Origin of the sequence: Silvanigrella paludirubra, assembly GCF_009208775.1 — a bacterium.
In the GTDB taxonomy this organism is placed as follows: Bacteria; Bdellovibrionota_B; Oligoflexia; order Silvanigrellales; family Silvanigrellaceae; genus Silvanigrella; species Silvanigrella paludirubra.
This window is the reverse complement of record NZ_WFLM01000001.1, coordinates 911,133-926,170: the sequence shown is the minus strand read 5'-3', so window position 1 is coordinate 926,170 and position 15,038 is coordinate 911,133. Positions and strand designations below refer to the sequence as shown.

Genomic DNA, 15,038 nt, shown 5'->3' with positions numbered 1-15,038 from the left:
ACGTTCGAACCTATTTACGATGGTTTTGCAAAGGAGTACAGTACTTAAGGAAGATGTTTTTAATTTTCTATTGAATGAGTATAAAATGAAGTTTATTTATAAAGTTTTAGGATTATCTTTGTCGGGAGTTATTCTTGGTGGAATAGCCGTCTTTTTTTTGTTAAAAGGAACAAATCAAAAGACAATGGCAAATACACATAGCTCATCTAAAGTAACAGAAGCAGATTGGAAACAACTTCAATCACTCAATACAATTTCTGGAAATATCCCTGATGAACTAAGACCCTTAAATGGAACTACAATTAAAATTCCAGGGTTTATCATACCGCTAGAAGATAATCAGGATTTTGTGGATGAATTTTTATTTGTACCTTCACCTATGGCCTGTATTCATGTTCCTCCCCCACCGCCAAATCAAATTATCCATGTCAAAATGGCCTCTGGTAAAAAAGCAAAAATGACTTACGGTCCTGTTTGGTTAACTGGAAAATTTGTGATTTCAGAAAATAGTGGAAAAAAAATCAAAGCTTCATTTGAAATGATTGGTTCTTTTACTCAGCCCTATATGTAAATTATTTGAATAATTATTAATTAAATAGAATTGAGTTTTATTTTTTATTTTAAATTCCGATATTCACATAAATCTCAAGGATGGGTTTTTATGATCACAAAAAAAGGAATTAAATTTAAAATTTTATTATATTCTGCCTTTTCAGTTCTTATTTTTGCTATTTTTTTACTTTGGTTGAGTAATTTATACTGGAACGTTTTATTAAATGATAAAAAAGAAAAACTCCAAAATATTGTTGAAATTGGATCCACTCTTGTAAAAGGTTATATAGATCTAGAAAAAAAAGGAACATTGTCAAAAGAAGAAGCACAAACAAGAGCTAAAGCAGACTTAAATGTCATACGCTATTCAGGAAAAGAATATATTTTTATTACAAATACAGAAGCCTATCAAGTTTTAAATCCTGTGAAACCAGAATTAAGTGGAAAAGATATGTCTGGATTTACAGATCCTACAGGATTAAAGCTTTATGTTGAAATTGCGAATTTAGCAAAAAAAAGTGGTTCTGGTTTTATTTACTATATGTTTCCAAAAGCAGGTTCTACTGTACCATCAAAAAAATTATCCTATATAAACTACTTCCCTGAATGGAATTGGATTGTTGGTACAGGATTATATATGGACGATGCTTATACTGCTATGACAGAGTTTTTACAGATTCTTTTAATTGCCTGTATTTTTTGTATTGTTACTTTAGTGATTCTGGGAATTTATTTTGCAAACTCAGTTGAAAAGCCTCTTAGCGAAGTTTGTAAAACGTTATTAAATGCTTCTGCTGGTTTATTAGGAAAATGTGAACAATTAAAATCATCAAGTTCAAGTGTTAAAAAATATTCTAAAGAGCAAGAATCTTCTATTCAATCCACTGCAGCCGCTATTTCTGAAATAACCAGTATGATCGGTAAAACCACAGAGCTCACAGGCAATTCAGCTAAATTAGCAAATGAAATTTCTATGAAAGCAGAAGACGGTGAAGTATCTATGAAAAATATGATTTCATCTATGCAAGGAATTCATGAAGCTAGCTCAAGATTAAAAGAAATCGAAAGTATAATTAATGAAATAGAAACAAAAACTAAAGTAATCACAAAAATTGTAGCTAAAACCGAATTGCTTTCTTTAAATGCATCAATTGAAGCCGCTCGTGCAGGGGAACACGGTAAGGGTTTCTCTGTGGTTGCTGAAGAAGTTGGTAACTTAGCGCATACAAGTGGAAAGTCATCGAATGAGATAAGGACATTACTTCAAAAAAGTAGAGAAGAAGTACAACGTATACTTGTACAGACACTTGAAAAAGTAGAAGATGGTCAAAAAAGAACTACAAAAGTTTCGGAATCTTTTACAGATATTGTTCAAGGAATTAAAGAAATAAATCATCAAATGGGACAAGTTTCTGATGCAACAAAGGAACAAGAAATAGGTGTGAAACAAATTTCTAATGCAATGGGACTCTTGGATCAATTGGCCTTTAAAAATACAGGTGAATCCGAAAAATCATTAGAAGCTACAGATTCCATCTCTATAGAAAGTAACAATCTAAAAGATGTAGTGCATAAGACGGAAAGAGTTGTGTTTGGGATTGGCAAAAATATCAGTTATAAGTAACTAATAGTATTGTATATAATTTTATTAATTTAATATAATCTAAATTTTCCCGATGAAATAATGTAGTTGTTTTTATGAGGACTGCATTATGTCAAATAAACGTGGGATAAAATTTAAAATTCTATTAAATAGCCTTTTGTCTGTAGTCATATTTGCAATCTTCTTAGTATATATTTCCAATATATATTGGAATGAACTATTAGATGCAAAAAAAGAAAAATTGCAAAATATTGTTGAAGTTGGATCCACTGTTGTTTCTCATTTTATAGATTTAGAGAAAAAGTCAATTTTACCTAGAGAAGAAGCTCAAAATAGGGCAAAAGATACTTTAAATGCAATTCGTTATTCAGGTAAAGAATATATTTTTATTACAAATACTAAAGCTTATCAAGTATTAAATCCAGTAAAACCAGAATTATCAGGAAAAGATATGTCTGGTTTTACGGATCCAACTGGACTAAAATTATATGTAGAAATTGCAAATGTGGCAAAAAAATCGGGTAAAGGATATGTCGAGTATATGTTTCCTAAAGCAGGTTCTACTACTCCAAGTAAAAAATTATCTTATGTTAATTATTTCCCAGAATGGGACTGGATTGTTGGTACTGGGCTATATATGGATGATGCCTATGAAGCAATGACAAAATTCCTTCAAATATTATTATTTGCTTGTTTGTTTTGTATAGGTACTTTGATCTTTATAGGTGTTTATTTTGCAAATTCCGTTGTTAAACCATTAACAGAGGTCTGTCTTTCTTTGTTAAGTTCTTCTGAATCTTTGTTTAAAAAAAGTAACGAATTAAAAAATTCTAGTAGCAGTGTGATTAAATATTCGAAAGAGCAAGAGTCGTCTATTCAAACGACAGCGGCTGCTATTTCAGAAATTACAAGCATGATTGGAAAAACAACAGAATTGACTTCAAATTCAGCAACACTTGCAAACAATATCTCTGGAAAAGCAGAAGATGGTGAAGTTTCTATGAAAAATATGATTACTTCAATGCAGGGGATTCATGAAGCAAGTTCAAAATTAAAAGAAATAGAAAATATTATCAATCAGATAGAAAGTAAAACACAAGTTATTAATAAAATTGTTTCTAAAACAGAACTTTTATCTTTAAATGCCTCTATCGAAGCGGCTCGAGCGGGTGAACATGGTAAGGGGTTCTCTGTTGTGGCGGAAGAAGTGGGTAATCTTGCTCATATGAGCGGGAAATCTTCCAGTGAAATACAGGCTCTATTACAAAAAAGTAGAGAAGAAGTGCAACGTATATTAGTTCAAACAATTGATAGAGTTGAAGATGGCCAAAAAAGAACTTTAAAAGTATCCGCTGCCTTTTCTGATATTGTAAATGGGATAAAAGAGATTAATTTCCAAATGGGCCAGGTTTCTGATGCGACAAAGGAACAAGAAATTGGAGTAAAACAAATTTCTGTAGCAATGGGGCAACTTGACCAGCTTGCCTTAAAAAACACAGTGGAGTCTGAAAGCTCATTAAAATCAACTGAAGATATTTCAACAGAAAGCAATAATTTAAATGAAATTGTTGAAAAAACAGAGATTGTTATCTTTGGTAATGTTAAAAAATTGAAATAATTATTATAAAATATTCTTAATAAATAGCTAAAAAAAAAAATTTTTTTTTCGATAAGAAGTTTATTATTATTATGATAAAGGCGGATGTTTTTATGTTTAATAAATTTGGGATTAAAGTTAAAGTATTATTAAATAGTTTTGTTTCCGTCTTTATATTTGCAATATTTTTAGTCTGGTTAGTGAATATATACTGGGGTGTTTTATTAAATAATAAAAGAGAAAAGCTGCAAAGTATTGTTGAGCTAGGAAGTACTCTTGTTGATTCTTATATACAATTGGAAAAAAAGAAAGAATTAACAAAAGAAGAAGCTCAAAAAAGGGCTTTAGCAAACATACTTGCTTTAAGATATTCGAATAATGATTATATATTTATTTCAAATACAAAATCTGAAGTTGTTTTAGTACCCCCTAAACCAGAAATGACTGGAAAGGATATGTCTAATTTTGCAGATCCAACAGGTTTTAAAATATATGCCAATTTTTCTGAAGTAGCTAAAAAATCGGGAAGTGGTTTTGTTGAATATATGTTTCCAAAAGCGGGTTCTACCGAACCTGTAAAAAAACTCTCTTATATAAAATACATGCCTGATTGGGACTGGATTGTTGGCACTGGGCTGTACATGGATGATGCCTACAATGCTTTGTTTGATTTTATGAAAATTTTACTTTTTGCCTGTGTATTTTGTATGATTGTTTTAATTTTTATAGGAATTTATTTTTCAAATTCAGTAATAAAACCTTTAGTCGATGTGTGTCAGTATTTACTTAGTTCATCTAAAACCTTATCTAATAAAAGTGATGAATTAAAAAAATCGAGTGGAAGTGTTAAATCATATTCAAAAGAACAAGAATCGTCTATTCAAACAACGGCAGCAGCGATATCAGAAATTACAAGTATGATAGGAAAAACAACGGAGCTAACAACAAATTCTGCTAATTTAGCAAACTCAATATCTACAAAAGCAGTTAGTGGTGAAGTTTCAATGAAAAATATGATTACTTCTATGCATAGTATTCATGAAGCGAGTTCAAAATTAAAAGATATTGAAAACATTATAAATGAAATTGAAATTAAAACCCAAGTAATCACAGAAATCGTTTCTAAAACTGAATTGCTTTCATTAAATGCTTCTATTGAAGCAGCCCGAGCTGGAGAGCATGGGAAAGGATTTTCTGTTGTGGCTGAAGAAGTAGGAAATTTAGCACATTTGAGTGGAAAATCTTCTGCTGAAATTCATGACTTGCTTCAAAAAAGTAGAGATGAAGTTCAGCATATCTTAGCACAAACGATTGAACGTGTAGAAGATGGTGAAAAAAGAACACTAAAAGTATCTGAATCCTTTACAGAAATTGTTGAAGGTATTAAAGAAATCAATCATCAAATTGATCAGGTTTCTTCTGCAACAAAAGAGCAAGAAATTGGTGTTAAACAAATTTCTACAGCTATGGGTAAATTGGATCAACTTGCATTTAAAAATGCAGAGGAATCTGAAAATTCACTTAAAGTAACAGACGAGATTTCTAATGAAAGCAATAATTTAAATAATATTGTTAGTAAAACAGAAAATGTTATATATGGATTTCATAAAAAAGCGAATTAAAAATAATTTTATTTAGTAATTAACATAGCATAAAAAAAAGTTGCTAAAATTAAATCTAGATGTGTAATAATACCAATAAATAAACTTCTTTCTGATAATTCAAACATTGTTCTGAACATAACTAAACGAACAAGTGGATTCACAGCTTCACTTCTTAAAGCTCCTATATCACGCCATATCCGTGCATTTTCAAATTTAAATAAGTGATCGCGATGATAGCTAGCAGGATAATATTCTTTTTGTAAATTTAATTTAGCAATTAAGGCTTCATTCCATATTCGCAAAGATTTATTCAAAAACATAATGAAAAATATAAAACCGGCTACATGATATCTTGAAAATTCATAAATTATTAAAAAATGACTCGAAAAAAACAACAAAATCATTAAAATGACAACTATAATTCGGGGCCAAAAATAGATAAAAAACCCAAAGATATTTTCTTGGAAGTTTTCAATTTTTGACATAGATCTATGATTAAATTGAAAATTCCACATAAGAGCATCTATTGTGCACCATGTGATTAAGGAAAAGGCAATAATGTCTAAGCGGATTAAATAATTTCCATTTTGGTAAATAGGAACGCTCATGAATAATAGTGCTAATGCGATATAACATCTAAAATCGGTTTTAGAAATTTCAAATTTATTGTTTTGATTGGGGTGGGCTAGGTTGTTCAATAGTTTTTTATTGGCATCCTGTGCTTTAAATTGGATTGAAATAGGTTCACCCTGTAAAAGCCCCAGCTCAAATCTCCACTTCTTAATTCGAGGGATACTTGTTCTCCAATCATAAGTAGAAGCCAATCGAAGAATTCCTGCAAATACAGTAATGAGTGAAGCATACAAAAGGGAGATATTTAATTTTTCTGTAAAAACGATTGCTAAGGTAACAAAAGGGGTTTTGTCAGCTCCTAATCTTAGAATATAGAAAAATTTATTTATTACATTTATTTTATAGGGAAAGATGAGAGTGCGCCAATGAAAATAATTAAATAAATATGCGCCATAAAAGGACATTTTTCCAGCAAAATATATGGAAAATAATGAGATTATTGAAATTCCAATAAAGGATTCCAATAATATATTATTGATTAAACTTACAATCATAAATTATTGGTTCAGAGCCGTCAGGGCTTTTTATTAAATTTTCATCGCGAGCAATCATGACTGGAGGGTGATTTGTTTCATCAAAAAGAATAACGCCACAATGAGGACATTTTACTTCGACATGAGCATCATTTTTAGCTCCAGACTCAAAAACTAAATGAAAACGTCTTTTACAAGTAGCATTATCAATTAATCGTTTTTCATATTTCATGTTGTTAGATCTATTCTCCATAAAATCCTCCTATCAAAAAGGCTATCAGCGGCTTGTTTGTAACGCAAGATACAAGTAGGCTCAAGGTTCGGCGAATTTGTTTTTCGCATTTGACATTGGAGGAAGAAATGAACCACGCAAAAATTCTTGCTGGCAAACGTGGTATTGTATTTGGCGTTGCAAACAATAAATCTATTGCATGGGCTTGCGCACAAATTTGTGCCGAACAGGGAGCACAACTCGCTTTTAATTTTTTAGGAGATGCACAAGAAAAACGTGTACGTGAACTTGTAAAAGAGCTTCCTGAATCTATCGTATTACCTTGCGATGTATCAAAAGATGATCAAATAGAGTCTTTTTACAGCAATATTCAAAAACATTGGGACTCCATTGATTTTATCATCCACTCCGTTGCTTTTACTGAAAAAGAAAATCTAAAAGAAAAATTTATGGTTGTGACAAGAGAATCTTTTGCTTCCACTTTAGATATTTCTGCATATTCCCTTGTAGCTGTAACACGCGCAGCATTGCCTCTAATGAAAAAAGGGGGAAGCGTAATTACAATGTCCTATTATGGGGCTGAAAAAGTAGTTCCTCGTTACAATGTGATGGGAGTTGCAAAGGCGGCATTAGAATCTTGTGCTAAATATTTAGCCTATGATCTTGGTGAAGTAGGTATTCGTGTTAACGCAATTAGTGCGGGTCCAATTCGTACTTTATCTTCAAGCGCTATTCCAGGTATTAAAGAAATGCTTGATAACGCTCATAAGCATGCACCTTTAAAAAGAAATGTAACGACAGATGATGTTGCTCGTTCTGCTCTCTATTTGTTATCCGATTTTTCTTCTGGGGTAACTGGTGAAGTTTTACATGTAGATTGTGGTTATAATACCCTTGGCATGTTTTCAGCAGTTGAGTAGTTGATGGCCATTCTGCATAAATTAGATCGATTAATTGCCAATGAAATAATAACGTTGACGTTTGTGATTACCGCAAGCCTCAGCTCTATTATGATCATGGCTAAAATTCCTCGTTATGCTCAATTGCTTTTTTCAGCTCCAGATACAGGAACAACATTTTTAATGTTGTTATTAATGATACTTCCTTCAATTATTAAATTTACTGTTCCTATTTCTTTATTAATTTCGGCATCACTTGTTACCATACGGATGGCTGCAGATAGAGAGCTTGAAGCTTGGATGGCAAGTGGTGTGAGTATTTTAAGACTTTCAGCAATGCCCTCATTTATTGGCCTAATTGTGATGCTGATTTCATTATTTAGTGCACTTATCTTTGAGCCTTATTCAAATAAACAATTTGAAAAATTTAGATGGGTTCAATCACGAAAAGCTGTTGAAGAGCTGATAAAAGATTCCTTGCGTGAAAAATCATTTAATAAAAGTAATGTTTTAGATTCTGATAGAGTAAATATTTTATTATATATGCAAGATATTTCAAAAGATCGTTCTGAATTTAAAAATGTATTTCTTGCTGCAAAAACAAGTAATGAAAAATACTATTCTGCAATTGTTTCAAGTGCTGGTAGTTTAAAAAAGAAATTAAATGCTGGTTTTCCAGATTATATATTTTCCCTTAATAAAGGAACAGCATATTCTATTAAGCAATCTGATAAATCAATCTCTTATTATTTAAAAGAAAATCTAGAAACATTTCAATTACAAAAAAAAGATATGAAACGGAATGAATTTCTTTCATATCCAAATCTTTCCGATTTTACAATTACATATTTTTCTGAAATGAATATTTCATTAGTTAATACTTTAAAAAATAAATTTAAAGGGGATATGAACTTTACTGAAAATACAAATCAGCTCTATCCCATTGCCTATTTTGAAATGTTAGATAAAGAAAAAGAGAAAAATCCAGAATGGTCTAAAGATACAAAAATAATAGAAAAATTAATATTTATTTTTAAACAAATATCTGTACCTATTTCAACTATATTTTTGCCTATTATTGGTATCTGTCTTGGAATTCAGGATCCAAGAAGAAAACAATTTGGTGTTTATTTGGGCATAGGCATTGTTGTCTTTGTTCTTTATGCATCTATTTCTATTTGTCAGCAATTGGCTTTAAGCTTTGTATTGCCGCCTTTTTTAATGCTTTTTATTACACCAATTGCATTGATTATTATAATAGCTTTACTTTTAAGATGGCGTTTAAGACATCCACCCTCTACAGGCTTTATCGCATTTGTTAGAGATGATTTATTAAAAATAAAAATCTTCTCAAAAAAAGGATAAAAGATGCGAATTTGGTGGTATATTGCTTCGCAATATTTAAAAACAGTATTAAATATCTTGTTATTTTCTTTGTGTATTTATTTTATTATAACCTACATGGAAGAAAGTCAGCATTATTTTGATGGTTATGAAGTTTCCAATAAAATTAAATTTTTATATTATTTTTGGCAAGTACCAGGAATAACAATTCAATTAATGCCTTTTGCTGTATTAATTGGTGGTATCATCACCAATTGGATGCTTGCAAAGCACGGGGAAATCTCAGCATTGCGTGCCGCTGGGCTTTCTATGATGAAAATTTCTATTCCTTTAATATGCGTTGGTTTCTTTTTTACTTTAACTCAATTTATGATAAGCGAGCTGATTCTTCCCATGAGTTCAACTCATTTTCAAAGAATAAAGAAGGTTGATGTTGAAAGAAAAAAAAATGAGGTCGTTTTTACAGAAAGTACTTGGCTAAAAGCAAAAGGTACGGTATTACATTTTAAGAAATACGATGAACAAAAACAAGAACTATTTAATGTCGAATATTTTAAATGGGAAAACCAAAGTAGCTTAAAACAAATTGTCCATGCAAAGTCTGGTTATTTTGATGAAAATATTGGAAATTGGGTACTGCGGAATGCAATTGTTACAAACTTTGATATTTCTTCTTATATTTCTAAAACAGAAATAAAGCCATTATATGTGACAAATGTAGATTTTGCACCGCCTAAGGTTTTAAACCAATCTAGTGAATCGAATCAGTTAAGTTATTGGCAATTAAATAAAATTATTGAAGATGCTCAGGCTGCGGGAACAAATGTTTCGGATCGAATTGTAGATCTTTATTTTAAACTAAGTTCCCCATTTGCAAATTTGCTTTTTGTGTTTTTAACAATTCCTTTTGCTTTGCGAAAAGAAAGGCAAGAAGAAAAATATATTGGAATTGTAATTTGTTTAGTAACAGCCCTTGTATATTGGTTTGGTAATTTAGCGCTAAGAAGTTTTGCTATTAAGGGAAGTTTAAATCCATTATTAGCTGCATGGATAATGAATATTTTAGTTATATTTTTGAGTTATATGCTAATTCGGAAATTGGATAAAGGACAGTAAATATGTTTGAATTGAATTCCATTCTTGAAGCGGTCTCGAAAGGAAAAATGAATGTTGAAAAGGCAAAATCATTAATTGAAAAAAATTATGTCTTAAGGAAACAACGTAGAGAGAATTCTTTTGATAATGCTTCTAATCCAAATCACGTAAATAAAGAAGAATCACAAGAGGGATTAAAAACAGCATTTGAAAAACTTAAAAAAAGTGTAAATATTGAAGAATTATTAAAGATTTCTAGTAATCTTGTTCATCAAATATCTGAAAATATGCCACAAATTGATAAAATTCAGGAAAATATATCAAATAATTTACAACCATTTGGGTTTTCGCCAAATATATCTGGTCTCGATTCTAAGCTTTCTGTGTTTCGTGCCTTTCACGTTAGTGATGATAGTAGTGTAAAAGAAAATCAAGTAGTTGGTTCTCAGTGGTTTGGAGTTGATTTTTCGGAAAGTTCTGAAATTAAAAATAATAAATTTACAGCAGTTCAGTTTTCTGAATTGGCTATAATTCGTTCTGACTTTTGTAATTCTAATTTTAGTTTAGCAAGATTAAGTAATGTAACACTGCAAGAAGCGCGCTTAGAAAATAATAAGTTTTCTCGTTCTGCACTTTCAGATGTAACAATATCAGAATCTGATTTTACTGAAAACCATGTCGCAAAGTCTGATTTTTCAGAAACAAGAATTCATGGAAGTCGTTTAAATAGAATGATTTTTACAAATGTAAATTTTCATGATTGCGAATTTGAAGATTGTGATATTCAAGGAATTGAATTTGAAGATTGTAAATTTAAAGAATGTCTATTTTCGAAATTGCATTTATCTTTAAAAGAACCAATTAAAATATCAGGATGTAGCAGTATCGGGAAAAACTTCACAGGTTGCCATACAGCAGAGGAGTTTCTCGAAATATTAAACTCACCAAATCCAGAAACTCGTCATTAATCCTTGTGGTAAACTAAGTTTTTTCAGATAAATAAAATTATCTTTGAAGCCATCTCTATTTTTGGGTATGAGTAATAGAGAAGGCTGCTTGTTAGTCTTTGTTTATAATTTGGAGGTTCCTAAAATGACAATTAAGATTGGTATTAATGGTTTTGGTCGTATTGGTCGCTGTATATTAAGATCATTAAAAAATGAGCGTGATATTGAAGTTTGTCTCATAAATGATCTTACAGATGCAAAAACGTTAGCACATCTTTATAAATATGATTCTGTTCATGGAAAAGCGCAGCAACAAGTAGATCATAAAGACAATGCCTTAGTAGTAGATGGAAAAATAATTCCAATTACAGCCGTGCGCAATCCAGCGGAAATTCCTTGGGCTGCAAACGGAATTGATATTGTTTTAGAATGTACTGGTTTATTTACTGATGGTGACAAAGCGGCAGCTCATATAAAGGCAGGCGCTAAAAAAGTAATTTTAAGTGCTCCTGGTAAATCCATAGATAAAACAATTGTAATTGGAGTAAATGATTCCGAATATGATATCAATAAGCATAATATTGTAAGTAATGGTTCATGTACAACAAACTGTTTAGCGCCACTAACAAAAGTAATACACGATAAATACGGTGTTAAAAAAGGATTAATGACAACAATTCACTCCTATACAAATGATCAAAATATTTTAGACCTTCCACATAAAGATTTACGTCGTGCTAGAGCTGCTGGTTTAAGTATGATTCCGACATCTACAGGAGCTGCTAAAGCGATTTCTGAAGTAATTCCATCATTAGCTGGAAAATTACACGGATTTGCCGTTCGAGTTCCAACACCAAATGTATCTTTAGTAGATGTTACTTTTGAATTAGAAAAAACAGTTACGGCAGCAGACATCAACTCTGCACTTAAGTCAGCTTCTGAGACCTATTTGAAAGGTATTTTAGGATATTCTGAAGAGCCATTAGTAAGTTGTGATTTTAATGGATGCGCAAATAGTTCCACTATTGATGCAGAATACACAACAGTAATTGGCGAAAACATGGTTAAAGTGCTTTCTTGGTATGATAATGAATGGGGATTTAGTAACCGTATGGTTCAATTAACAAGATTAGTTGCAACTGGAAAGTTATAATTCTTTAATTCGATCTATTTTTTAAATCTCCTAAAAGTATTTTAACTTTTAGGAGATTTTTTTTGTAATCTTGCTTTCCCGTACCAAAGATTTCTATTTTTAGATCGGGTTAATGCAGAATTTGCTAAAATAGAAAATAAATCTTCGTAACTATAACCCATTTTTTTTGCCATAAGAGGCAATACACTATAGTAGTAGGAAATCCCAGGTAACGTATTTGATTCTAAAAAATAGATTTTTCCTTTATTGTCACAACGCCAATCCATTCGAACAAAGTCTCTTATATTTAAATAATTAAATAATTTTTCAGTACCATTTCGAATAATAGTTTCATTGATTTTTGAAAGTTTTGGAAAAGTTACTTTTTCTCCCATAAATTCTTTTGATTTATTTGATAGTCCATAAATGCCATCATCAACTTCAATTTCAGCTATTGGTAGAAATATTGGAGGTGTACCAATGATGCCAGAAGTAAATTCCTTACCATCAATATATTTTTCTATTAATACACCGTCTGGGTATTTTTCGAGAATTGTTTTAGTAATTTTTTCTGTATTCGATTTTGAATTTGATATAGAGTATGACGCATCAATACCCATACCAGATCCCTCTCCATCTGGTTTAATAAAATGTGTTTCTTTAAAAAAATCTCTTGGAATATTACTAAGGTCTTTGAGATTTTTAATCGTATAAAAAGGTAGAGTTGGAATTTTTAAAAATTTGCACAATAATTTGATTTGTGTTTTGCTCATACAAATTGATTGCGCAAATGGTTCAGAACCAATAAATGGAATTCCAGATAATTCACATAATGATGGAATCCAACTTTCTCTTGCAAGAGATCCCCAGCCTTCAACTAATGAATGAATTAAAGTGCACTGTGAACTAAATTTATTCCAATTCATTAAAAATGTTGAATCTAACGGAAAAAGAATTATAGAAAAGCCCAAATGTTTCCATGTTTCTATAATTGTATCGATCGTTTTTTGTGATTCCCACTCTGCATTTGCATCATCTGGAAAATTCATTTGATCTGAACTTTCAAGTTTCATTGGTAAATCATATACAATCCCAATAATTTGATTTTTATTTTTACTTTCAAAATTCGATCTCATTTTTTTCTTCCTTCTTTAAATTACTCTTAAAGGAATGTTGTGTCTTTGACGACAACATTTGTTGAGAAAAGATATCCTTGTCTAACAAGGCTAAATAATTTCTTAATAAAAATAAATAAAAAATGGTATTGCCTCTACCATTTTTTTTTGGCATGAGTTAAATTAAGACTGAACCGTGGAAGTGAAAACGGTTTGCTAATTAAAATTGAAAGGAGAATGTTTTATGGCTGAAACAAAACGTAAGAAAGCTGGAGCAAAAAAAGCTGGAACAAAAAAAGCAACAAAAAAGGTTGTGAAAAAAACTGCAACTAAGAAAAAGAAAGTTGCTGCAAAAAAACCAGTTAAAAAAACTTCAGTTAAGAAAAAAGCAGGCAGAAAGCCAGCAAAGAAAGCCGTAAGAAAAAAAACAACTAAAAAAGTTGTTGCAAAGAAAAAAACTGCAAAACGCGGTCGTCCAGCAAAATCATCCACAAAGAAACGTGGTCGTCCTTCAAAAACATCTACAAAGAAACGCGGTCGTCCTAAGAAGGCTGTTGTTAAAACTCCAAAAAAACGCGGTCGTCCAAGCAAGCTAGATAAATTAAAACAATCCATGAGACGTGGTCGTCCAAGAAAATCATCATCAGATAAGTCATCTTCATCAAGCGAAGTTATGCATGAAGAGGGAGCTGTATAACAAACCACAAATAAGCGAATGCTGTTTTGTGTTTGTTTTTCAATATGAAACAATTCTCTAAAGATATATTAGCTTGGTACAATATTAACAAAAGACATTTTCCTTGGCGTGATAAAATTAACATTTATCACACATGGGTTTGTGAGGTAATGAGTCAGCAAACTATTATTTCTGTTGTGTTACCTCGTTTTAATGAATTTATTAATGAGTTACCAGATTTAAAATCTTTAGCAGAATGTTCAGATGAAAAGCTTAGAAAATTATGGTTAGGTCTTGGATATTATGCAAGAGCTCGTAATTTAAGAAATGGTGCTAAATATATATTAGAAGAATGTAATTCTATTTTTCCACAAAATAAAAATGAATGGTTAAAAGTGCCAGGATGCGGTCCTTATACGGCATCAATTATTGCAAGTATTTGTTTTAAAGAACCTGTGGCGTGTGTAGATGGTAACGTAATTCGAGTCGTTAGCCGACTATTAAACATGCAATCTGGTGTTTGGGATAAGCAAGGTCAAGATAAAATCAGTTGTTACGTTAATAATATAATATCAAAAGAAAATCCCGGTGATTTTAATCAGGCGATGATGGATCTTGGATCTACTGTTTGTAAAAAACAAAATCCAATTTGTTCTATTTGTCCCGTTCAAAAATATTGTCTTTCTTTTCAAAATAATACAATTTCATTATGTCCTCCTTTAAAACCAAGAAAAGAATCTCAATCTGAAGAGATATTTGCCCTTTTAATTTCAAAAAATAAGAATAACGATTTTTCTTTAATTGAACGTAATAAAGGTTTTTTAAATAAAACGACTGGATTTCCTATTATTAGATCACAAGATGGAAATTCTTTAGAATCTTTATTAATTGAAATTAAAAAGTTTGGTTTGAAAGCAAAAATTCTGAATGGTAATTTTAAGCATAGTATTACTCATCACAAAATAACGGGTCATGCTATTTTAATTGATTCTTCTCAAGATGATGAAAAAATAAATAAATTATTTCAAAAATTTTCATTTCCTGAAAAAAAACAATGGATTTCTATTTCACACTTAAAACAGAATTTGTCATCTTCCCTTGACCTAAAGGTATTAAAAATCCTATCCTCACTATAA

Annotated in this window: 14 protein-coding genes; 11 read left to right on the top strand and 3 right to left on the bottom strand. The window is 30.8% G+C overall.

Going from position 1 to position 15,038, the window contains the following annotated elements; translation table 11 throughout:
• The first annotated feature begins 85 nt into the window (after positions 1–85).
• From GCL60_RS04125 to GCL60_RS04110, 4 genes are all read left to right on the top strand, one after another.
• Complete coding sequence (locus GCL60_RS04125; RefSeq protein WP_202613994.1) at positions 86–571, top strand: DUF3299 domain-containing protein; 486 nt, start codon at positions 86–88, stop codon at positions 569–571.
• Positions 572–661: 90 nt separating this feature from the next.
• Positions 662–2,176: a methyl-accepting chemotaxis protein gene (locus tag GCL60_RS04120; RefSeq protein WP_153418602.1), complete on the top strand. Its 1,515-nt coding sequence runs from the start codon at positions 662–664 to the stop codon at positions 2,174–2,176.
• A gap of 88 nt (positions 2,177–2,264) precedes the next feature.
• A complete protein-coding gene (locus GCL60_RS04115) occupies positions 2,265–3,773 on the top strand; it encodes a methyl-accepting chemotaxis protein (protein WP_153418601.1) in 1,509 nt (502 codons plus the stop codon).
• A gap of 92 nt (positions 3,774–3,865) precedes the next feature.
• Positions 3,866–5,374 carry a methyl-accepting chemotaxis protein gene (locus GCL60_RS04110; RefSeq protein ID WP_161998068.1) on the top strand — a complete coding sequence of 503 codons (1,509 nt, stop codon included), beginning with the start codon at positions 3,866–3,868 and terminating at the stop codon, positions 5,372–5,374.
• 8 nt (positions 5,375–5,382) lie between these two features.
• On the opposite strand, the gene GCL60_RS04105 is transcribed toward GCL60_RS04110, so the two are convergent.
• A complete protein-coding gene (locus tag GCL60_RS04105; RefSeq protein WP_153418599.1) occupies positions 5,383–6,393 on the bottom strand; it encodes a hypothetical protein in 1,011 nt (336 codons plus the stop codon).
• Positions 6,394–6,460: 67 nt separating this feature from the next.
• Positions 6,461–6,715, bottom strand: coding sequence for a hypothetical protein (locus tag GCL60_RS04100; RefSeq protein WP_153418598.1), 255 nt, complete (start codon positions 6,713–6,715; stop codon positions 6,461–6,463).
• Between the two features lie 107 nt (positions 6,716–6,822).
• Here GCL60_RS04100 and GCL60_RS04095 point away from each other — a divergent pair, with 107 nt between their 5' ends.
• The 5 genes from GCL60_RS04095 to gap all read left to right on the top strand — a co-directional run bounded on the left by GCL60_RS04095 (position 6,823) and on the right by gap (position 12,132).
• Positions 6,823–7,614 (top strand): enoyl-ACP reductase FabI, encoded by a 792-nt coding sequence (locus GCL60_RS04095; RefSeq protein ID WP_153418597.1) that lies wholly within the window; start codon positions 6,823–6,825, stop codon positions 7,612–7,614.
• 3 nt (positions 7,615–7,617) lie between these two features.
• On the top strand, positions 7,618–8,958 hold the full coding sequence (locus GCL60_RS04090) for an LptF/LptG family permease (RefSeq protein WP_153418596.1): 1,341 nt from the start codon (positions 7,618–7,620) through the stop codon (positions 8,956–8,958).
• Between the two features lie 3 nt (positions 8,959–8,961).
• On the top strand, positions 8,962–10,053 hold the full coding sequence (locus GCL60_RS04085) for an LptF/LptG family permease (protein ID WP_153418595.1): 1,092 nt from the start codon (positions 8,962–8,964) through the stop codon (positions 10,051–10,053).
• A 2-nt stretch (positions 10,054–10,055) separates the two neighbouring features.
• Positions 10,056–11,000 (top strand): pentapeptide repeat-containing protein, encoded by a 945-nt coding sequence (locus tag GCL60_RS04080; protein WP_153418594.1) that lies wholly within the window; start codon positions 10,056–10,058, stop codon positions 10,998–11,000.
• Between the two features lie 124 nt (positions 11,001–11,124).
• Positions 11,125–12,132, top strand: coding sequence for a type I glyceraldehyde-3-phosphate dehydrogenase (gene gap, locus GCL60_RS04075; RefSeq protein ID WP_153418593.1), 1,008 nt, complete (start codon positions 11,125–11,127; stop codon positions 12,130–12,132).
• A gap of 41 nt (positions 12,133–12,173) precedes the next feature.
• Here gap and GCL60_RS04070 read toward each other — a convergent pair whose 3' ends face one another.
• Positions 12,174–13,247, bottom strand: coding sequence for a D-alanine--D-alanine ligase family protein (locus tag GCL60_RS04070; protein WP_153418592.1), 1,074 nt, complete (start codon positions 13,245–13,247; stop codon positions 12,174–12,176).
• A gap of 223 nt (positions 13,248–13,470) precedes the next feature.
• On the opposite strand from GCL60_RS04070, the gene GCL60_RS04065 reads away from it, so the two are divergent.
• Both GCL60_RS04065 and GCL60_RS04060 read left to right on the top strand, forming a co-directional pair.
• The gene (locus tag GCL60_RS04065) at positions 13,471–13,923 is read left to right on the top strand and encodes a hypothetical protein (protein ID WP_153418591.1); all 453 of its coding nucleotides are present in this window, start codon (positions 13,471–13,473) and stop codon (positions 13,921–13,923) included.
• Between the two features lie 149 nt (positions 13,924–14,072).
• Positions 14,073–15,038, top strand: coding sequence for an A/G-specific adenine glycosylase (locus GCL60_RS04060; RefSeq protein WP_161998067.1), 966 nt, complete (start codon positions 14,073–14,075; stop codon positions 15,036–15,038).